Genomic DNA, 18,396 nt, shown 5'->3' on the forward strand with positions numbered 1-18,396 from the left:
CCGTAGTGGCGGCGAGTGGCCTCTCGTTCTCATCCCCGTCACCGGCCCCGGCCCGGTGCCGACTGAGCGGTCACGGCCGTCGGCACCCGCGGTTCCGGCTGGGGCGCGTGGCTGAACATGACGTTCGACGCGGCGGCGCTCCGTCGTAGGGCCGCCGCAGTCCGGGCGCTGTCGGCTCCCGCCCCCAGCGGAATGCTGGCGTGGGTGCGCGTGTTGGCCGCTGCCGGAAGCGGTGCCGCTGTTCCACCTCGCAGCGCGAAGGGCTGGCTCCAGTGCTCGACACTCGCGTAGACGGCCCCCAGCGCCTGGCCGGCATCGGTGAGCACGTACGGGTCTCCGTGCCGGGAGCCCGTCCGCGTGACCAGGCCATCGGCCTGAAGCCGGACAAGTCGCTGCCGTGCGAGGCCGTTGTCCAGACCGGCCGCCTCGGCGATGTGAACGAACCGCATCTGGCCATCAGCCGAATCGAGGGCCTGAATCACGGCAGTTGAGTGCCGAAGATGCAGGCGGCGCAGCGCGTCCTCGACACGCTCGGCTTCGGCCATCGGTTCTTGTGTCAGGTGGGTGCGGGACCAGTCCGAGACCGTGCGGAGGACGGGGGCCAGTGACGTGCCGAGCGCGCTGAGCCGGTACGGCGCACCCCGCCGGTCGTCATCGCGGATCACCAATCCGTCAGCGTGCATCGTGGCCAGACGTTTGCCGACGAACTGCTCACTGACGAAGGGGAGCTGCGCAGCAACGTCGCGAACGCGCACGGGGCCGTTCACCTGGGCCAGGGTCATCGCGGTCCAGGTGGTCCACTTGGGCCCGATCCGGGCGAGAGCCTCCTCGACGCGCTGGGCGTCGATGGAAGCGATGGAGAAGGTGGGAGGCAGGCCGGGGGTAGCCATGGTGGGGTCCTTATCGGGGTGAGGTCAGCGTGAGCGGGGGGTCGCGAGAGAGGTCCTGGCGACGGGCACGGCGGCCGGGTCGGAGGGCGCGCCTGACGTGGTCCGCGTGGTGGTGCGGCCGAGGGCGGCGGACACCCGGGAGGTCGTCGCGCGACCATCACGCAGGGCGGCTTCCCCCTGCGCAGTGAGCGAGAGGAGCTGGCCGGGCCGGTACACGTTCTCGGTGATGTCCTGATGCAGTAGCTCGTCGGCGACCAGCCGCTGCACGGTCTGCGGGAAGACCGCCGGGTCCTGCCACTGGGCCTTCTCCCGCGAGATGTACGGGTCCTCGCCGATCGCGTTGCGGCGAAAGCGAACACCTCCGGCCGCAACCGCTTCGAGGGCTACCAGCCCGCGCTCCCCGGCGACGGCCCAGTCGTCGTCCCGGTGGGGCGGCCTCGTCTTCTGGCCCTGCCCGTGGCTCTTGTTGCTCGCGTGTTGAGCAGGGGGCGAGGAAAGAAGCCGGCGGTAGGCGGACAGGGACTCGACGAGCTGGCTGTATGCCCGGTCCTGCTGGGCCAGGCCGTCTCCGAGGTCCGGGAGAGCTGTGCGCAGCAGCGCGTACGAGACCTGGGCTCGGCCGACTTCACCCCGACCAGTGCCTTCGAGCAGCCGCTGAGCGCGCTGGACCGCGTCGAGCACGCTCTCGTGTCGCTCGTCCAACGCCGCTGCGGCTTCGATGACGCGTGTAGCGGCCTGGTGCAGCGGCTCCTCCGGACCATGTGCGAGGGCGTGCACGCTGACATCCCCGACACCGAGCACTTCGACGACGAGATACGGCCCAGGGTGTGTGTCTGCGTCGTACGGGTTCACTCCGTCGTCTCCATCCGGGCGAGCAGGGAGCGGACCAGAGCGGGCAGGCTCCCGGGATCGTTGTCGAGCCGAGGGCGGTCGCTTACTTCGCTGAGGAGATCGGCGTCATCGAGCAGGCCGCTGGAGATCTCCATGCAGGCGTCGGTGATCCGGGCGGCGGCGAGCAGCGACTGGGAGAGAACCTCGACGTAGTCGTCCGGCGCGAGGCCGGCGGCCTCGGCTGCGTTGCGGACCGCCTCCAACTCAATTGCGTTGAAGGCGAAGTCGAACTCGTCGTCCTGCTCCGTACCACCGGGCGCGGCGGCGATCGGGGCGCGTGGCTCCATGGGTATGCCCACGCGGGTACAGATCTCGTCGACCGAGGAGGTCAGCTCGGCGAACGACTCGGTGAGCCACCCCAGCGCGGAGGCGTAGGAGGCCAGAGCGAACAGGCCCGCCGAACCAGCAGGGCGTGGCTCGGTGGCCACGAAGCCCTCGAACCGGTCGTTCAGCTCGGTGATCACGCGGGGCCCAGCGGCCAGCGGACCCAAGACGGGATGCAGGTAAGAGCGGGCGGCGGCCGTCGGGTACTCGGCGGCAGGGATGCCGCCGACGTTCTGAGCGGCATCGGTGAGCAGATCCGCCAGCTCTGAACGGGTCAGCGCAGTACGGTCGTTGGTCATCGCTGGGTGGCCTTTCGAGAAGCAGTGGCCGAGGGCGGCGCTGGTGACGGGGCAGCCGCGCGGCCCGTTGTCGGCCGTTCGGTGGTGAGCGTCGAGCGAGACCGGGCGGCCTGCACGCGGGCCTCCGTGGCGGAGTCCGGGCCGACCCCTTGCTGGGGCTCGGTCCGCAGGTGGGCCGCGCGGTAGACCGCGTAGTCCTTCCGGCTGCCAGCCGCCACGAGGTAGACCTCGCGCTTGTGGGTCGAGGTCGGTGGCGCTTGGCGGAACTGGATGACCAGCCGGTAAGAGACCGCCGGGTCGACGTACACCTTGTGGAAGCCGGCGAGACGGCCCTTCAACGGCAAGCAGTCGTCGCTTCCGTGGACCAGGTTCTGCAGCTCCAGCAAGGCCAAATCGCGCATCTCAGACGGGAGTTCCCGCAGGTCGGCGATGGCGTCAGGGTGCGCGGCGAAGGCGAAGCGGGCGCGGCTCACAGCAGCCTCCCCTGGACCGCGCGCTGGACCGGTACCGCCGCTGACGCGCGGGGCGCGTCGAGCCCGGTCTGCGGTGTCGGAGAGGTTCCGGCGGACCGGGAAAGGGCGATCCGGGCGATGCGGGCCCGGACGACAGCACCGTTGTGGTCGCTGTACTCCGGAGGCTCGGGCAGCGGTTCACTGCGCTCGTCCAGCCAGGTCTGGGCGACGCCGACGTCGGGGAAGGCGCCCTCGCGCATCGTGTACGTGCCGGCACCGTGGTTCCACTCCTCGTAGAAGAGGCGAACCGGTGCCTGGGTGGCCTGGGAGTCGTTGACGAGTGTCCACGCCTCGCTGGGGTTGTCGTCAGAGGTGTAGGTGTCGAGGACCTCGTAGCGGGTGCCCGATTTCTGGATCTGCTGTTCCACCTGGAGGGTGAGGTCGTCGGCGGGCTTGATGTAGTCGCCACCGTGCAGTGCGATCCGTTCGAGCGGGCAGCCGCGTTCTGCCAGCCAGTTCTGTGCGAAGGACGCCGTGGCGTGGTGACTCGTTTCGAACGTGAACGTGGACTGCCGCAGATCCCGAGCGACCGCGATCGCAACGAGCTGTGGCTCGCCGGGTATCCCCCAGGTGACCGATCGGTCGTGGGCGAGGACGAAGCTGTGCGAACCGTTGGGTGTGGTGTGGTGCTGGGACAGCACCGTCAGGTCGCCAGCCCAGAGAGCCTCCATCGCCTCCTCGGAGTCGTCGTCGACCGGCGATAGATCGGCGAGGCCGAAGTCGAGAATGTCGTTCACGCCGCCACCCCCGCCTGCTCGGGCGCCGGGGTGGCCAGCACCCGGTGATTGGGGCGAGTTGCGCTGGTCGTGCAGGCCGCGAAGGGTCCGTCGGGCGCACGCAGGTGTGCCAGGGTCTGGTCCAGGTGGTCGCGGTGCCAGGTCGAGGGGCCGGACAGGCCGGCCTCCGTGTCGGTGAACTGCTGCCAGGCGAGCCAGAGTGCGTGGAGCCGGGCGACGGCCTCGGGGTGTTCGTGCCAGTGCGCGCACCAGGGACGGCTCGTGCTGATCTCCCGGCCGTACACCGGCAGGAAGAGGTAGTTCACCCAGTCGCTGAGGGCAGCGAGTTCGACGGCGTACTCCTTGCTGCCCAGGGCGAGGATGAACACCGAGGCGGGGCCGTCGGGCTTCTTCCCGTCAGCCGCCTCGGCTTCCGGAGCGCCGTCCGGCGGCTGGACGGCGCCGGGGTCGGGCTCGGAGCCGAGGCGGTCGAGGATGACGCCGTGCTGCCTGACCTCGGCCATGGTCTTGGCGAGGGTGCTGGCGAGGTCGTCGAGGTCTGCGTCGGGGACGCGGTACGGCTCGGGGCCGGGGGAGGTCGGGCTGGTGTCGGCCATGGGGGTGTGCTCCATCTGTGAGACGGCGACATGCCCGAGAGGATCCGGAGAATCAGCGGTTTGGTCCGGCCGGAAAAACGCGGTAGTGGAGCGCTATCGGTCGGCGCGGCGGGGACAGCAGGGGAAGGGTGGCGCCAGCAACTGCAAGGCGCGCGAAGCCTGTTGTGGGACGACGCCGTTGCCGAGCGCGGTGAGTTGCGCTGGACGGCCGAGCCCCGGAGTCGCGGTGACCCAGCCGGCGTCGAGGCCCTGCATCCACTCCACGAAGTCCGCGCGGAGCCGACCGGCGCCGTCCGTGGGGGCCGGGGCCGGGCGGGTGAGGCTCTCCCATCGGGTGATGGCGGATCCGTACGCTCCCCATCGCCGGTCCGCGCCCCCGCCTCCGGCGTCTCCTCCGCCCAGAGGGGCAGGACCACCGCCGACAAGGGAGGCCGCCATCCCTCCCCGGGGCGGCGGCCCGGGGTGCCCGTGTCGCTGGCCCTCGGCGTCGGCAACAGAGACGCAGCCGCACTGGGCAGGGTCATGTCGCCATTGCCGTGCCGCTGGTTCGGCGAACCCTTGATTCCGTCCGTCGCCTTCGGGGTCGGCAGCAGCAGCCACTCGACCTCGTCGGCCAGGTTCGGACCGTGCCCCCCGCTCTTCCGCTTCGATGGAGGCTGGCTGCCGCCGTTCTTCCCGATGTTGCTGGTCGGCGTCTTCAGCAGGGTGCCCGGCGGGCCATGCGGCGAGGAAGGTCCGCTCGCGGCGGTGCGGGGCCCCGACGTCGGAGGCGCGAAGCACGAGCCACTTCGCGTCGTACCGAAGGTCGGCCAGGGATCCGAGTACGGCACCGAGTGCCCGCAGAGCAGGCTGACCTGCGGTGTCTCCCAGACACCACGGGCAGGGTTCCACGTCGCCAGGGGAACCGGCGGGGGAGGTGAGGAGGCCGCGCACATTCTCGATCACAACCAGGCAGGGTCGGAGGGCTGCGACCGCACGGGCGACGTGCAGCCAGAGCCCGGAGCGGGTCTGGGCGTTGAGTCCGGCCCGGCGGCCGGCGACCGAGACGTCTTTGACAGGGGAAGCCAGCCGTCAGGACGCACACCCGGGGGACGGTGGACCAGTCGACGGCGGTGATATCGCCCAGGTTCGGGACGCCGGGCCAGTGGCGGGCCAGGATGCGTGAGGCGTTCGGGTCGACCTCGGCATGCCAGGCGAGCGTGCCGCCGAGCGCGGACTGCACACCCAGGTCGAGGCCGCCGTACCCCGAGCAGAGAGACCCGATCAACGGGGTGGCGAGGCTCGGGGTCGTGGCACGTAGGTCCGGCGCGGCTGCGGAGATGGGGTAGATCAAGGCGAGTTCCAGGGGCAGAAGAGGCTGGTGGGGAGGGGGCCTCACGGGTGGCCGCGCGAGGGTGGTCGGGCTGCTGACAGCGTGGGGAGACGGCTGGCCGGGGCTGGGGGTGACGCGCCTGGGCGGGGTGTGCTGCGGGCGCGGGCGGCCTTCACTCGGTCGGGCGGCGGCTCGGCCGCCGACGGAGCGGATGCCGTGGTCTTCGGAGCCGGACTGCTGTTCGCGGTGGCCCAGCGGGCACGTACCTCGTCGAGCGGACCCAGTTCGTGCAGGGCGTGGTTGATCAGCCGGCCGGGCCCCAGAGCCTCGTCCTGGGCCAGGGTCCGGATGGCTCGCGCGGAGGCGGCGGCGGTGCGGGTGACGGAGGAGCGCATCACCCGCTGTCCGAACCAGTCAGCGCTGCCGGGGACCATGCCTTCGCAGACGGCGGTCAGCTGCTCGCTCGACACAGTGCCGTCGGCCAGCAGACCGCGTCGCTGGGCCTCCCAGAGCAGGGTGATCCGGTCGATGGGTTCGCCTCGGTGGTGCAGCGCGCCAAGGCACCGGTAGAGCTGCCCATGGGTCGGGTCGGCGAAGTCTCCCGGCCGCAGCCAGGCCACCACCTCGCCCATGGCCCCCGGCTGTTCGGCGAGGACGGCCAAGAGGAACCGCTCGTCCTCGGCGACCTGGCCGCTCTGCGCCGGAGGCGGGATGTGCGTGGCGGCAGAGGGCCCAGCGGTGGGTGGGACCGGTCGAGGGTCGGTTCCCCAGCGTCGTGCAAGGTCGGTGAGTACGCCGGTCAGGACGTCCGCCGTGCGCAAGGCTCCCTCGACCTCGCCCTGGACGGCGTCGGCTCGAGCCGCCTGGTGGAGACGGATCGCGTGCTGGGCGACGGTGCGGTGAATCGCCCCCTCCAGCACCATGCGTCCGTACACGGGGGCGTGCTCTGTTCGGGGACACGCCTGGATCAGGGTGTGGGCGTACGCCGCGGTCAGCCCGCGCACGTGCTGTCCGGCCTCCTCGACCGCGTCGGTCACCCACGACAGCGGCAACGGACCATCGGCCGAGAGCGCGGGATGCCCGTCGTTGTGCAGCTTGCGGAGGGCGTCGAACAGCGCCTGGTGGACGGGCCGATAGAAGTGGTCCGCAGCGAGCCACTCCAGGTGCGTGAGCTGCTCGGGGTTGAGGAGTGCGGCACCGAGGACCGCCTGCTCGGCGCTCATCAGCGGGTTCACCGCCGGCCTCCGGGATCAACGCAGGGCGCCTCGTCCTGCCGGATGAGGAGGTTGGCGACTGCCTGGTCGGCAGCGGCCATCGACAGCGCGAGGTCGTCCAAGACGGCGGTGAAGGCGGGATCGGAGGCGGGAACCGAGCCTGCCCCGCCGTCAAGCCACCACCGGCCACCGCGCAGGACGACCGGAGCGTGGGCCAACCGCCCCTGCTGTGGTGTGGGCGCGCTCATGCCGACAGTCCAAGATCGTCCTGGCCGATGCTCTTCGCGAGGGCACGCTCGGTGATGGCCTTCGTGGCGCGAGCGGAAGCCGGGCCGACCACCTTGGCGGAGGGCTCCTTGTACCAGGGCTTGAGGTTGAGCATGGCGACCCGGATGCCGGTGGCCAGCAGCAGAACCTTGCCCTTGGGCAGGGCGCGGATGGCGTCCGGCGGAAGGATCCGTTCCGTGCGCATGCTCACCGAGGTGGACTTGCCGCCCTCGCTGGTCGACACCGAGGTGGTCTGGACGTCGTGATCGCCGACCTGACGGCTGAGCCGGTCGGCGAAGTCCGCGTCGTCGATGCCAGATCCGATGATCTTGATGGTGGCGGCGGAGTACAGGGCGTCCATACCGGCCTCGCCCCAGCACCGCTGGCCCTGACGGTAGGACTGCAGGATCGTCATCGGGATGACGCCTCGGCTGCCCAGGTGGCTGTAGAGATCAGGGAGGTCCGAGATGCGGCAGACGTTCGCTGCCTCGTCGAGGACGCACAGGGCGGGCGGGTCGAGTCGCCCGCCGGAGCGCTCGGCCACGATCACGGCCGCGCGCATCACGGCGTCGGCCGCTGCAGCGATGATCGCGGACGCGCTGCCGCCGCCGTCCTTGCTCAGCAGGTACAAGGTGTCGCGGGACGTGGCGAAGGCGAACGGCTGGAACTCGGGAAGGTCGTCGTTGGGGGTGACCCAGGCGGCGACGTCCGGGTCGAGCAGGCAGCTCGCGTACTGCCTCGCGGTCTCATAGATGCCGTCGCGCGTTTCGGTCGCGCCGGAGACGGTGCCTTGGAGCTGGGCGGCGACCGCATGGTGGCCGGCGTCGGTGAGCAGGTCCACCGGGGTGCGGTCGGCCGGCATCGCGAGCCAGGCCAGGACGTCGGTGATCGGCCGCCGGTGGGACGCGGCGGCGAGGAAGAGGGCACCGAGGGTGTTGCTCGCGGCGGTGGACCAGAAGTCGGAGCCGCTGGACTCGTCCACGCTCGCGGTCACGAAGTGCCCCGCCAACCTCTTAGCCCCGGCGAGATCGCGGGCGTCAGCGAGGATGTCCCACCACATCTCGCGCGGGTGGTGGGCGATCTGCTGCGGATCGAGGGTCCAGATCGTGCCGACCTCGGAACGGGCGTCCACCGTGGTGGTGAAGGCGTCGTTCGCGGCTTTGTTACTGGTGAGCAGGACCGGGCCCGGTGCCGAGAGGATCGCGGGGATCGCCAGCCCGGACGTCTTGCCGGAACGCGGGGCCATGATCGCGACAATCACGTCCTCCCAGGACGCGCGGACCTCCGCACGACCGGGATCGAGGGTGCCGAGCAGGATGCCGCGGTCAGCGGGCAGGACCTCTTTTACTCTCCCGGCCGCCCAGGCTCGGGCGCAGGCTCTTCGCCTTGGCGACGATCTCCTTGTCCAGCAGCGGCGCCAGGTCCGCCTTCCGGGCGAGGCCGGACTTGGACCCGGCACGCCACCGCATCCACAGCACGGCAGCGGTGACGACCAGGGCAACGGTGAACAGGGCGGGGACGACGCGGGCGCCGACCATCAGCATGCTGGTGCTCAGGGCTGGCCACAGCACCTCCGGGTGCAGCAGCGCGTCCGCTATGCGGAAGGGGGCCCATGTCCCGCTTCCGACGAAGGTGTTGGTGAGATTTCCGGTCAGCCAGGCCAGGGAGCCGAAGGCCATGGCGGCGCCGAGGATGCCGAACAGGAGGTAGAGGAGCGCGTCCGACCCGGTGGTGGTCGAGGGCGCGCTGGTGCGCGAGGAAGGCACGGCGGTTCCTTGGGTGTGCGAGCGGGCGGGGGCGGGGCGCGCTCGGCTCTCGTGCAGCTCATGGGGATACTCCTGGACGTCTGAGGCGGAACGTTTCAGCGGGATCGGCCTGCAGAACGAGGCGCGGGCGGAGGTGCTGCGGTGGCCGGCGGACTGCCGGTCGACGGCGATGTTCCGGCGCGCGGCGAGGAGGCGCGGGCCGCCCGCTGCCGGTCTGAATCGACGTTCCGGGCAGCGGACGGCACAGGAGCAGCCTCGGCACCGAGGACATCGTCGAGCAACTCCCGGCTGCGCAAGACGTTGACCATCTGGTGGTGCCGAGGGTCCGTGCGCTCTGCGGGACAGGCAGCGAGACCGTCTTCGGCGACTTCCAACTGCTCACGGACGTCCTGGAGCATCCCGTACGCGGCTGCCAGTCGGGTCCACGTCTCGAAAGTCGGATGGTGATGCGGGTCGTCGAAGTCGAGACGGGCGCGAGTCCAGTCGGCGGCAGAGGCGACGAGTTCGGTCAGCTCGGGCAGAGCCCCGACCAGTGCGCCGTTGACCTCCTCGATGATGCCCGCCACCTCATCGGGCGAGGCGTCCTCTTGGAGGCGAGAGATCATCCCGCGGACCGAGTACGGATCGGCGGAAGCGCTGGGCAGGTGCCTGGCCTGCAGCGGCTTGTCGGAGGCCGGTGCCGTGCTGCGGTGGGCGAGCCGGATGTTGTGCTGCATGGCCGCACCGACGGCCTCGCCAATGCTGGAGTAGTACTCGGGCACGTTTGCCTCTTCGGGTGAGTGGTCTTTGACAGGTGGGTCGAGCGGTGGCGCGCGACGTGCTGGTGGCCGACGGCGAAGAGAGCCGCCGGGGTCACCGTCGGGGCGTTGCGGCGCGCGGCGGGTGACCCGTCGGAGTGAGCGGCGCCGTCTGGGAACCGGACGCCGACGAGACCTTGGCCTGGTTCGCCGCAGGAGAAGTGGCGAGAGCGGCACCACGGTGATCACGGACGGTCCGTGCTGGGGAGTAGCTCGTCGAAGCGTCGCCGACGCGGCGTAGCTCGGCCTCGGAGTCGACGAGTTCGGACTGGGCCGAGCTGACGAACTCCGAGGCGAAGCCGAACCGGTCGGCGAGCGCATACGCGTCGTCGTCCAGGTCGTTGACCTGTTCTCCCGCTGCTTCCAGCGCCTCCCGGACACGCTCCAGCGCACCGTGCTCGGGGTGAAGGAGGTGGTCGACTGCCCGCTGAAGGCTGGCTCCGTCTTCGGCCGCACGGATCTGGTCCGTGATGCTGAGGAGTTCAGCTCCGGCGGCGTGGGGCCCCAGCGCATGCACCGGAGGGCTCATCCGGGCCGTGTCGAGGGACGGCGGAAGGGTGACGTCATAGCGAGCGGCTCGAAGCATCTCGGCCGCATGGCTGGCGATGGCGACCTGGTCGGCGAGCGGAGTGGTGGTGGGCAGGCGATGGCGTCGGCCGTGCCAGTCGTCGATCTGCTTGAAACCGGCGTGACGGAGGAGCTGCGCGGAGAGGTCATCAGTAGCGCCCTTGGCAACGACGCTGCCGCTGAACTCGGACGTGATGGTGATCGAGGTAGGCACGGAAGTCTCCGGGGCAGAGGGAGCGAAGGACCCGTTGGAGGTGGGCCAGTGGGCAGAGCGTCCGGCAAATCCGGGGTTTGGTCCGGCCGAGAATCGCTGGTAGAAGCCGCACAGTGGCGGCCAGCCGGGTGCCCCGCCGCAGTAGGGCACCCGGTCGGTCAAAAGAAGGGATTCTCCGTCGGCCGGTCGGCCCCGGTGGCGGCTCGGAGCAGTTCGGTGAGGTCTTCAGGCTCGGACGACCTCTGGTCTATCCACCACCCGGCACGGGTCACCGTACGAGCGTTCTCCTCGATCTCCGCCCACTCCGCTTCGCTGGTCGTGCCTTCGGTGACCAGTGCGGTGTAGGCGTTGGTCAGGATCTGGTGACGACAGCGCACGCCCCAGGGAACGGCCCGCTCGGTCCCCTCCAGGGGAGGCATCCGGTACTGCTCGGACCAGGCTTCGGACGCCGTCTGCTCCTCGGCGCGCTTCGCCTTGAGCCAGGCGGCCTTGTCCTGCTCGTCGCCCTCGTTCGAGGCGCGCCAGCAGTCCGTGCACTCCTGCCTGGCGAGCCACTCGGCGAAGCCGGCGCGGCGGTCGGCCGGTCGGTCGGACAAGTCGCGGTCGGCATGGTGACCGCAGGTGTGGTCGATAGGCCAGATCGTCTTCACGGCCATGGAAGGGCCTCCTTGAGGAGTTGGATCAGCGTTCGCGGGAGTACGCGATGCAAGGGTCAACCGGCCGGACCGCCGGTGTGGTGACGGCGGCGGCGGGTACCGGTGCCCTGCCCGGGATACCGGCACGGGCCGGGCTGGCGGCGAGCGCGGCGGCGCTCAACGGAGACGCGCGAGCGGGACCACGGCCGCGCTCACGTCCGGCGGTCGGCGTGGCAGCAGGGCGCGGCCGAGCCGGCACCTCTTGAGCGAGGCGGGGCTGCACTGCGACCTGGAGCCCCGAACGGTGCAGGGCCACCGTGGCGTCGGCGACTTTCCCCAACGCCTCGACGCGATTGGTGGTCGCGGGGAGCGTGTAGATGTCCAGGCTCGAGTTGTGCCGCCAGCCGTCCTCCACCAGCGCCAGCCCGCTGAGGCCGGAGACACGGTCATCGAGGGCTGCGACGATGCCGAGCTGCGGGTGATCGGCGAAGGCGACGTCTGGTTCACCGAGCGGACCGCGGTCGCGTCCCTGTGCCGTTTCGGACGCCAGCGCAGGGTCAAGTGCGGCGTCCACATCGACCTGGTAGCCGGCCTTGCGCAGCAGCTCGATGGCCCGGCTCGTACGGCCGTGCCCGTCACGGTTCTGGTCGGCCAGCGCGTACAACGTCGGCTGGTCGGGGACGGGATGGAAGTCGAATCCCTTGAGCATCCAGGTGCTGGCCGCGAGGTTCTTCGGGTTCGCGGCGACGATGCCGTGGACGGGGTGGTGGCCGAAGGCCAGGTCGGGCAGCACGTCGTAGTGGCTGGGCATGGCAGATCCATCCGAGGCGGGTGCGGTTGCAGGTGCGGGCGACGGGCGGATCAGTTCTGAGGGTGCGGTGCACGGAGAACTCCTGGATCGCGGTCGGTCAGAGCCGGGGAGCGGATGAGGAACTGGCCGACGGCGGCCCGGCCCGCGTGGAAGATTCCGGCGGCGGACCGGTCGGGAGCACGCGCTGGCCGACCGACGGCGAAGAGGCGAGAGCGACACTCGCCCGGGATGGAGCGGAGTTGGGCGGGAGCACGGTGGCGGCGCGCGCCTTGCCGGAACGTTCCTGCTCCTGGCGTGGTGGTACGCCAAGCTGGTCCAGGCGGGCGTCGACAGCGGAGAGGACGTCCGGCACGCTGCCGCCGTGGCGCGCATGCGGACCGTCCGGCTCGGAGTCGTAGATCACCTCGTAGACGGCGGGCTCGGCGGACCGGTGGCGGGTGACCATCCAGCTTTCCGGGGACTCGGGGTGCTCGGAGGGTGGCTCCTGCGGCGGCGAGATGATCAATGAACTGCCGTCGGGAAGCTCGGCGTGGACGATGTAGTCGCTGAGGCCGTACTCGACGGTGCCCTCCAGGCCGCGCTGACCGAGCGCGGAACAGAGAGCAGCCTGAAGGCGACGCGGATCGGACGTGGCGGTCGGGGGCGAGGTTTCGTGGTGCATGGAGTTCTCCGTTGCGAACACCCCGCCGCACGGCGGGAGCCGACGGGGTGTGGAGCTTGAAGGAGTGCGGTGGTCCATGAGGATCCGGTGATCGGGCAGTTTGGCGCTGCCGTGACTGCGTGCTAGGGATCACCGCGAGCGACCGGGAGCCGGCGGATGCGATGCCGGCGGGACCTGGGGCGAAGCAGGTGCTACGGCAGGAGCGTTGTGCGTCGAGCGGGTCAGCGCGACGCGAGCCCGCTCGGTCTGCGCCGGCCGTTCGGTGTCTGCCCGGTGAACTAGGTATTCACCGACACGCACCAACGCCGGTCCCTTGGAACCCAGTTCATGTGAGTAGTGCCAGCCCTCGGTGTTGCGGTGCTCCTCGGCACGCTCCTTGTAGAGGTGGAGCACGCTCGGCTGCGAACCGTCCATAAGCGCCATGACGCCGTCCCATTCGTGTCGCAGCTCCTCCGCCCGGAACAGGATGGTGTCGATCCCGCGTATCCGACGGAGGTCGTCACTGATCGGCCCCTCGACGTAGTCGGGGCCGTCGGCGGCGGCGCGGACCCCGGCCAGCACCTCGGGTCCGTGGTCGAGGAACACCTCGGCGTGCTTCCACGCTTCGGCGTCCCGCTTGACCTTCCCGTCCCCGTAGATCTTGTCGTCCAGCGGCCAGCCGTCCGCGTCGCAGAGCGAGTCCGAAACCGCGTCCCAGGCGTCGCACGCCTCGTTGATCCCGGCGGCGGCCGAGGCCAGTGCCGGGAGGTGCCGTCGCCACGCCAAAGGGTCGGTGGCCTGCGACGGCTGGTTGTCACCGGAGGAAGGAGTGGAAGAAGCAGACATGATCGATTCCCGTTGCTGTGCTGGTCGTTGGGCTAGGCGGCCATGCGGGCGTCTGTGTCGAACAGCTCCCGCTCAGCCGGGTGGAGGATGTGCTGGGTGATGAACGAGCGGCCGGCGACCTTCCACAGACCTCGGCCCTTAGTCAGGGCGGACACCGCCTGGGTCTCGACGCCGGTCAGGCCGAGCAGAGAGGCAGCGGCGGCGAGCTGGTCGGGCTCCTGGCGGTAGATGATGCGCGTGCTGCAGTCCGCGAGGAGCCCCTCGGCCAGGACTCGGCCGCGTGAACCGGCGTCGCCCGCCGAGAGCAAGTCGCTGAGCCGGTGGATCACCATGAGGTTCGCGATGCCCAGCCCTCGGGAGAGCTTCCACTGGCTCTGCATCCGCTCCAGCAGCCCGACGTGCCGCATCAGCCGCCACGCCTCGTCGTAGATCACCCAGCGCCGACCGCCATCGGGATCACTGAGGGCTGACTCCATCCACGCGCTCGCGCACGTCATCGCGAGCACCAGTGCCGTGTCGTCACCGGAGCCGCCGAGACGGGAGAGGTCGATGGACAGCATCGGTGTGGTCGGGTCGAACGACACGGTGCTCGGCGCGTCGAACATGCCGCTCAAGTCGCCGTGCACGAGACGTCGCAGGGCGTGGGCGAGGTCCTGGGCGGCCGAACCGAGGTGCCCCGCCTGGTGGCCGAGGGCGTGGTCGAGGCGTTCGGGGGAGCCGAGTACGTGCGCGATCTCGCCGAGCAGCGGCACCGTGCCCCGGGCGGCGGCGTCAGCGACGACCAGATCCAGGGCCAGGTCGAGGGCGGTGTGCTCCATCGGCAGCAGGTCGCGCTTCAGCACGGTGCGGGCGAGGCTGGCCAGCAGCAGCAGACGGCGCTTGCGAACCTCCGTAAACCAGTCCTCCTCGCTCACGGAGGCGGGCCGGGCCGGGGCGTCCAGCGGATTCAACCGTCCAGGGAGCCCCGGGCCCAGGGCGATGCTGTATCCGCCGAGGGCCTGCGAGACACCGGTCCACTCCCCCTTGGGATCGCAGGGAATGTAGATCCGGTAGCCGTGGGCGATCGACCGGGTGGCGATCGACTTCGCCAGCGCCGACTTGCCCATGCCGATGATCCCGGCCAGGACCGCGTTGGGGTTGGTGAAGCCCTCCACCCTGCCGCTGTTGTAGAGCGAGAACGGGTCGAAGCAGAAGGCCGCCTCCGCGTGCACATCGCGGCCGATGAACACCCCTTCGGCGCCCAGGCCGCCCTCGGCCACGAACGGGTAGGCGCCGCTGGCTGTCGCGGTGGTCATCCGATGGGCGGGAAGGGCGAGCTTGCCGCCGCGGGCGGAGGCCGGACCGGGGCGACCGGCGAGCGGGTAGGTGGGCCGCAGATCCGGGTCGAGGGTTTGCTCGGCCCGGTGCTTGGGCGGGTTTCCGGCGAGGCGCGCCTGGCGGCGGGCTTCGGTGAAACCGGCTCGGGCGGCCCGCTGTTCGGCGCGTGTCGTCTTACGGGGCACGAACAGAGGGGAGGCGCTGGCGCGGGTACGGGGCATGAGCGTTTCTCCAGATGAGGGGTGGGTCAGCGGCGGACGAGGCCGGTGAACGGGGCGTGCAGGTCGGCTGGGGTGGTGCGCCGCCGGACGAGATGAGCGGTGCGCTGGTGGCGCTGGCAGATGGTCAGTTCCGGTGCTCCCTCCGGAAGGCCGGCCTGGCACGCCTCCGGTGCGGGGATCTCGCCGGAGTCCGGCCGGGGCGCCGCGTGGTAGGCGGCGTGGAGGTGCTCGGCGGCCTGCCAGATGCGAGTGCGGGCGGTACGGAGCTGGTCGCCCTCGACCGCGACGAGCTGCCCGGTGCGACCGGTGTGGGCGTCGAGCAGCCCGTACAGCGAGACGAGGTGGGCGTGCAGGGCGTCCAGCTCGGCCCGGGTGGTGACCAGCGGGCCGCCCGGGATGTTGAGAGCCCGGTGGAAGTCGAGCGCGGCGGTGGCGAAGGGCACGAAGTCCTGCGCGGTCGGGCTGGCGGTGCGGGACATGAGGGTGCTCTTTCGAAGGGAAGGGTCAGGCAGCGAGCGCGAGCGGCAGGGCGGCGGCGGTGAACGCCTCGGCCTGCTGCCAGGTCAGCGGCCGGAGATCGAGCTGGGCGCCGACAGCGGCGGTCTCCACGACGGCGCAGGCGGTGCGCAGCTCGTCCTCGGTGTCGGCAGAGACGGTCAGCAGACCGGTCAGGGCGACGTCGGCGTGCCCGGCGATGAGCTGGCGTTCGCGGGACTTGATGTCCTGGTATTCGATCGAGTCCGCCTCGGAGTCGACCTGGCCGCGCCGGGCCCGTTCGGCGGCGTCGGCGATCACGCTGGACTTCTTGCGCTGCACGTCGCGCAGGGCGGCGTCGAGGTTCTTCGGCTCGTAGGAGAGCGACAGCGTGCGCCGGACGCCGCCGGTGAACAGGAGCTGGTGCAGGAAGCCGGCGCTGGTCTCGGTGCGCGGCCAGTTCTCCACCCAGTAGGTGGCGTGCACGGCGGAGTCGGTGGCGATGTGGTCCGCCTTCTCGACGACCACGACGGGGCCGGCAGCGGCGGGTTCGGCCTCGGGGCGACCGGCCGTGGACCAGCGGTCGAGTGTTGCCAGCGCCTTCGGGTCGTAGGAGGTGCGCACCACGGCGGCGATCTCGCGGGCGGTGAGCCAGCCCGTCGGGGTGAGACCGGCGGTCCGCGCCGCCTGGTCGAACGTGGAGGTGAGCTGGGCGAGGACGCTGAAGGCACCGGTGAGACCGCCGCCGGCCTGGTTGATCAGCCGACGGGCCGCCTTGGTGTCCAGGGACACCGCGACGTACGCCTCGTGCGGGGCGGCTGCGGGACCGGCGCTCTGGATCAGCTCGTTGTAGATCGCGCCGGCCATCGGGGTGTCGGGGCGGCCGTGCTCTTCCCAGTAGCGGCGCAGCGCGTCGCCGGAGTCGGGGATGGTGCGCTCGATCACCTGGATGCGGGCGATCTGCGCGGTACGGGCGAGAGCTGCCAGCGCGCGTCCCCAGCCGCCGACGTTGGCCTGCTGGGTGCCGGGGTCGAGCAGGGCGTAGGCGCGGGAGGAGACCTTGACCACCGCGGTCAGCGTCCCGGTGTGCGGGTTGTGGACGGCGCCGTACTTGCCGTCGGGAGCAGTGGTCACGCGCAGGCTGGCAGCGGTGCCGGGAAGGTGGAGCAGTCCCTCGCGGGTCGGCCGGCGGGAGGGCCGGGTGAGCCAGACGAGCTGGCCTCGCATCCGGCGCAGCGCGTACCGGACGACGATCGGGGCGCAGTCCGCCAGAGCACGGCCTCGGTGGCGGACGAAGACGAGCAGGGCGATCACGGCCCACAGCGGGATGAGCTGGAGGGCGCCGACCACACCGCGGGCGAGGATCACGGCGAGAAGGAGAAGGCCGGTGAGCCCGGCGACGACCAACTGCGGGACGGACAGGCCGAGCAGGACGCCGCGCCTGCTGCGGTGCGGGAACTTCACGGTGGGCGTAGAGGACTGGTGCTTGCCGGACATGGTGGTTCCAGACGGTGGGAGCGGGCGGAGGACGGGGCGCGCGGCGCTCTTCTGGACGTCATGGCGAAACCTTCCTGCTGTTGGGGAGGCGGGGGCGGGCCGTGGAGTGCGGCCCGCCCCCGGGGATGTGGGTCAGGAACCCGACGGCGGCTGGGTGGGATACACCCAGTTCGTCGGCGTCGCGGAGCCGGTGGCCGACGGACCGGACCCGGACGCCGGAGTGCCCGAGGCCGAGGGTCCGGGGTCGGCTGGCGGCATGGAGGTCATGTCGCCGCCCGGAGCCGATGCGGCTGCGAGGTGACCGGAGCCGCCCGCAACGCCTTGGGCAGTCGGCTCGGAACCTTCCGGTTCGTCCTCGCCAGGACGTGTGATCAGCGGCGGGATCCCGGGGCGCTGGATCAGAGCCCGGCCCTTGTCGCCGCTCGCGTCCTGGTCTTCGCCGTACCGGAAGCGGGTCTGCTGCTTGGGCGGCCCGGCGTCGATGCCCTCCTTGCTGAGGTTGCCGCCGGAGGGGTTGATGCCGGAGGCGACGCCATCGGTGCCCGCGCCCGGGACCTGGTTCGGACCCTGCGGAGCGGGGGCGCCGGTACCGGCCCGCAGCGCGAGGCTGCCTGCGGTCTTCGCGGCTCCTGCGGCGACCGCCATGCCGGCGACACCGGTGCGGTGCATGTCGTCGTGGCCGCCGCCGTCGCTGGCCCAGTGGACGAACTTGTACGTCGCGTAGGGGCAGAGCAACACCAAGACCATCACGACGATGCCGGCCATCGCGTCGGACAGGGCCGCCATTCCGTCGCTGGCGTCGGTCTTGCCCATGGCGGAGACGCCGATCAGGAAGACCACGGTCATCAACAGCTTGGAGACGATCAGGGTGCCGGTGGCCTCGATCCAGCCGCGCCGCCACCGTTTGGCGACTTCCCAGCCGCCGCCCGCCCCGGCGAACACCGCGAGCGCGACCATGATCAGGACGCCGACCTTGCGGGCCACCATCACGCCCCAGTAGAGGAAGGCACCGATCGCACAGCCGAAGGCCACCAGCGCGGGCACACCCCAGCCGAGGCCGTACATGGCCCCCATCTGATCAACCTTGATCACACGACGGATCGCGTCGTCGATCGAGGTGTTGGCGGCTTTGAAGAGGCCGTCGGACAGTGCGTCCACCACGGTGATGGCGACGGTCGTGAAAGCGATGGCGGAGAAGCTGAAGAGGACTCCGGTCATGGTGCCGAACGCCGCCTTGGCGAGGGCACGTTCGTCTCGGCGCCAGGCCGCGGTCATGAGCTGGATGCAGAAGATGCCGACGGTCAGGGCGAGGCCGATGGGCAGCAGCAGCTCGTAGTTGTCGCGGAACCATCCGGCGTTGAGGTCGATGGCCGTCGTCTTGTTGACGGCCTTGGCGGCCAGGTCGGCCGCGCTGGACGCCAGCTCGCCCGCCGACTTCGCGATCCACGCGCCGAGGCCGTCGGTGACGGTGCCGGCGGGGTTGGTGGCGAAGTCGACAGCGCCGCACACCTTGTCCATCAGCGGGAAGTCGCAGACTCCCATGGGTCGTACCTCCGTTCTGGGGCGAGG

21 protein-coding genes and 1 pseudogene are annotated in these 18,396 nt (G+C 70.9%); all 22 read right to left on the reverse strand.

Annotation, left to right across the window (positions count from 1 at the left end; all coding sequences use genetic code 11):
* Positions 1–38 precede the first annotated feature (38 nt).
* Entirely contained in the window at positions 39–890 is an 852-nt protein-coding gene (locus ACGFYV_RS15685; RefSeq protein WP_393878920.1) for a winged helix-turn-helix transcriptional regulator, read from the reverse strand.
* A 24-nt stretch (positions 891–914) separates the two neighbouring features.
* Positions 915–1,742 (reverse strand): large ATP-binding protein, encoded by an 828-nt coding sequence (locus tag ACGFYV_RS15690; RefSeq protein WP_393878921.1) that lies wholly within the window; start codon positions 1,740–1,742, stop codon positions 915–917.
* Positions 1,739–2,404, reverse strand: coding sequence for a hypothetical protein (locus tag ACGFYV_RS15695; protein WP_393878922.1), 666 nt, complete (start codon positions 2,402–2,404; stop codon positions 1,739–1,741). The genes ACGFYV_RS15690 and ACGFYV_RS15695 overlap by 4 nt, the downstream gene beginning before the upstream one ends.
* The gene (locus ACGFYV_RS15700) at positions 2,401–2,877 is read right to left on the reverse strand and encodes a hypothetical protein (protein ID WP_393878923.1); all 477 of its coding nucleotides are present in this window, start codon (positions 2,875–2,877) and stop codon (positions 2,401–2,403) included. The genes ACGFYV_RS15695 and ACGFYV_RS15700 overlap by 4 nt, the downstream gene beginning before the upstream one ends.
* The gene (locus ACGFYV_RS15705) at positions 2,874–3,653 is read right to left on the reverse strand and encodes a glycosyl hydrolase (protein WP_361219948.1); all 780 of its coding nucleotides are present in this window, start codon (positions 3,651–3,653) and stop codon (positions 2,874–2,876) included. Before ACGFYV_RS15705 ends, ACGFYV_RS15700 begins: the two co-directional genes overlap by 4 nt.
* Positions 3,650–4,249 (reverse strand): DUF4913 domain-containing protein, encoded by a 600-nt coding sequence (locus ACGFYV_RS15710; RefSeq protein WP_393878924.1) that lies wholly within the window; start codon positions 4,247–4,249, stop codon positions 3,650–3,652. Before ACGFYV_RS15710 ends, ACGFYV_RS15705 begins: the two co-directional genes overlap by 4 nt.
* A 93-nt stretch (positions 4,250–4,342) precedes the next feature.
* Positions 4,343–5,317 carry a DNA cytosine methyltransferase gene (locus tag ACGFYV_RS15715; RefSeq protein ID WP_393879032.1) on the reverse strand — a complete coding sequence of 325 codons (975 nt, stop codon included), beginning with the start codon at positions 5,315–5,317 and terminating at the stop codon, positions 4,343–4,345.
* A 43-nt stretch (positions 5,318–5,360) separates the two neighbouring features.
* A pseudogene (locus tag ACGFYV_RS15720) lies at positions 5,361–5,627 on the reverse strand (hypothetical protein); the annotation flags it as partial.
* Positions 5,624–6,796, reverse strand: a complete 1,173-nt coding sequence (locus tag ACGFYV_RS15725) for a DnaB-like helicase N-terminal domain-containing protein (RefSeq protein ID WP_393878925.1) — start codon at positions 6,794–6,796, stop codon at positions 5,624–5,626. The gene ACGFYV_RS15725 and the pseudogene ACGFYV_RS15720, both read right to left, overlap by 4 nt.
* Positions 6,793–7,023: a hypothetical protein gene (locus tag ACGFYV_RS15730; RefSeq protein WP_393878926.1), complete on the reverse strand. Its 231-nt coding sequence runs from the start codon at positions 7,021–7,023 to the stop codon at positions 6,793–6,795. The genes ACGFYV_RS15725 and ACGFYV_RS15730 overlap by 4 nt, the downstream gene beginning before the upstream one ends.
* Positions 7,020–8,288: a type IV secretory system conjugative DNA transfer family protein gene (locus ACGFYV_RS15735; RefSeq protein WP_393878927.1), complete on the reverse strand. Its 1,269-nt coding sequence runs from the start codon at positions 8,286–8,288 to the stop codon at positions 7,020–7,022. The genes ACGFYV_RS15730 and ACGFYV_RS15735 overlap by 4 nt, the downstream gene beginning before the upstream one ends.
* Before the next feature lie 79 nt (positions 8,289–8,367).
* On the reverse strand, positions 8,368–8,808 hold the full coding sequence (locus ACGFYV_RS15740) for a hypothetical protein (protein ID WP_393878928.1): 441 nt from the start codon (positions 8,806–8,808) through the stop codon (positions 8,368–8,370).
* A 95-nt stretch (positions 8,809–8,903) separates the two neighbouring features.
* Positions 8,904–9,569, reverse strand: coding sequence for a hypothetical protein (locus tag ACGFYV_RS15745; protein ID WP_393878929.1), 666 nt, complete (start codon positions 9,567–9,569; stop codon positions 8,904–8,906).
* Between the two features lie 91 nt (positions 9,570–9,660).
* Complete coding sequence (locus tag ACGFYV_RS15750; protein ID WP_393878930.1) at positions 9,661–10,386, reverse strand: hypothetical protein; 726 nt, start codon at positions 10,384–10,386, stop codon at positions 9,661–9,663.
* Positions 10,387–10,544: 158 nt separating this feature from the next.
* On the reverse strand, positions 10,545–11,042 hold the full coding sequence (locus ACGFYV_RS15755; protein ID WP_200717982.1) for a hypothetical protein: 498 nt from the start codon (positions 11,040–11,042) through the stop codon (positions 10,545–10,547).
* A 25-nt stretch (positions 11,043–11,067) separates the two neighbouring features.
* On the reverse strand, positions 11,068–11,832 hold the full coding sequence (locus ACGFYV_RS15760; protein ID WP_393878931.1) for a hypothetical protein: 765 nt from the start codon (positions 11,830–11,832) through the stop codon (positions 11,068–11,070).
* A gap of 97 nt (positions 11,833–11,929) precedes the next feature.
* The gene (locus ACGFYV_RS15765; RefSeq protein ID WP_393878932.1) at positions 11,930–12,493 is read right to left on the reverse strand and encodes a hypothetical protein; all 564 of its coding nucleotides are present in this window, start codon (positions 12,491–12,493) and stop codon (positions 11,930–11,932) included.
* 129 nt (positions 12,494–12,622) lie between these two features.
* Positions 12,623–13,318, reverse strand: a complete 696-nt coding sequence (locus ACGFYV_RS15770; RefSeq protein ID WP_393878933.1) for a hypothetical protein — start codon at positions 13,316–13,318, stop codon at positions 12,623–12,625.
* Positions 13,319–13,350: 32 nt separating this feature from the next.
* Positions 13,351–14,856, reverse strand: a complete 1,506-nt coding sequence (locus ACGFYV_RS15775) for an ATP-binding protein (protein ID WP_393878934.1) — start codon at positions 14,854–14,856, stop codon at positions 13,351–13,353.
* Between the two features lie 26 nt (positions 14,857–14,882).
* Positions 14,883–15,335: a DUF6238 family protein gene (locus tag ACGFYV_RS15780; protein WP_030804523.1), complete on the reverse strand. Its 453-nt coding sequence runs from the start codon at positions 15,333–15,335 to the stop codon at positions 14,883–14,885.
* A 25-nt stretch (positions 15,336–15,360) separates the two neighbouring features.
* The gene (locus ACGFYV_RS15785; RefSeq protein ID WP_393878935.1) at positions 15,361–16,827 is read right to left on the reverse strand and encodes an SCO6880 family protein; all 1,467 of its coding nucleotides are present in this window, start codon (positions 16,825–16,827) and stop codon (positions 15,361–15,363) included.
* A 132-nt stretch (positions 16,828–16,959) separates the two neighbouring features.
* Positions 16,960–18,369: an ATP-binding protein gene (locus ACGFYV_RS15790; RefSeq protein WP_388189678.1), complete on the reverse strand. Its 1,410-nt coding sequence runs from the start codon at positions 18,367–18,369 to the stop codon at positions 16,960–16,962.
* Between the last annotated feature and the right edge of the window lie 27 nt (positions 18,370–18,396).

The organism is Streptomyces sp. NPDC048297 (genome assembly GCF_043201585.1).
In the GTDB taxonomy this organism is placed as follows: Bacteria; Actinomycetota; Actinomycetes; order Streptomycetales; family Streptomycetaceae; genus Streptomyces.

What these genes read in the sequence shown, in the direction of transcription:
- ACGFYV_RS15780 (WP_030804523.1), bottom strand. Translation starts at nt 15,335, where the DNA reads ATGTCCCGCACCGCCAGCCCGACCGCGCAGGACTTCGTGCCCTTCGCC.
- ACGFYV_RS15785 (WP_393878935.1), bottom strand. Translation starts at nt 16,827, where the DNA reads ATGTCCGGCAAGCACCAGTCCTCTACGCCCACCGTGAAGTTCCCGCAC.
- ACGFYV_RS15685 (WP_393878920.1), bottom strand. Translation starts at nt 890, where the DNA reads ATGGCTACCCCCGGCCTGCCTCCCACCTTCTCCATCGCTTCCATCGAC.
- ACGFYV_RS15730 (WP_393878926.1), bottom strand. Translation starts at nt 7,023, where the DNA reads ATGAGCGCGCCCACACCACAGCAGGGGCGGTTGGCCCACGCTCCGGTC.
- ACGFYV_RS15755 (WP_200717982.1), bottom strand. Translation starts at nt 11,042, where the DNA reads ATGGCCGTGAAGACGATCTGGCCTATCGACCACACCTGCGGTCACCAT.
- ACGFYV_RS15775 (WP_393878934.1), bottom strand. Translation starts at nt 14,856, where the DNA reads ATGCCCCGTACCCGCGCCAGCGCCTCCCCTCTGTTCGTGCCCCGTAAG.
- ACGFYV_RS15790 (WP_388189678.1), bottom strand. Translation starts at nt 18,369, where the DNA reads ATGGGAGTCTGCGACTTCCCGCTGATGGACAAGGTGTGCGGCGCTGTC.
- ACGFYV_RS15770 (WP_393878933.1), bottom strand. Translation starts at nt 13,318, where the DNA reads ATGTCTGCTTCTTCCACTCCTTCCTCCGGTGACAACCAGCCGTCGCAG.
- ACGFYV_RS15760 (WP_393878931.1), bottom strand. Translation starts at nt 11,832, where the DNA reads ATGCCCAGCCACTACGACGTGCTGCCCGACCTGGCCTTCGGCCACCAC.
- ACGFYV_RS15695 (WP_393878922.1), bottom strand. Translation starts at nt 2,404, where the DNA reads ATGACCAACGACCGTACTGCGCTGACCCGTTCAGAGCTGGCGGATCTG.
- ACGFYV_RS15735 (WP_393878927.1), bottom strand. Translation starts at nt 8,288, where the DNA reads ATGGCCCCGCGTTCCGGCAAGACGTCCGGGCTGGCGATCCCCGCGATC.
- ACGFYV_RS15710 (WP_393878924.1), bottom strand. Translation starts at nt 4,249, where the DNA reads ATGGCCGACACCAGCCCGACCTCCCCCGGCCCCGAGCCGTACCGCGTC.
- ACGFYV_RS15765 (WP_393878932.1), bottom strand. Translation starts at nt 12,493, where the DNA reads ATGCACCACGAAACCTCGCCCCCGACCGCCACGTCCGATCCGCGTCGC.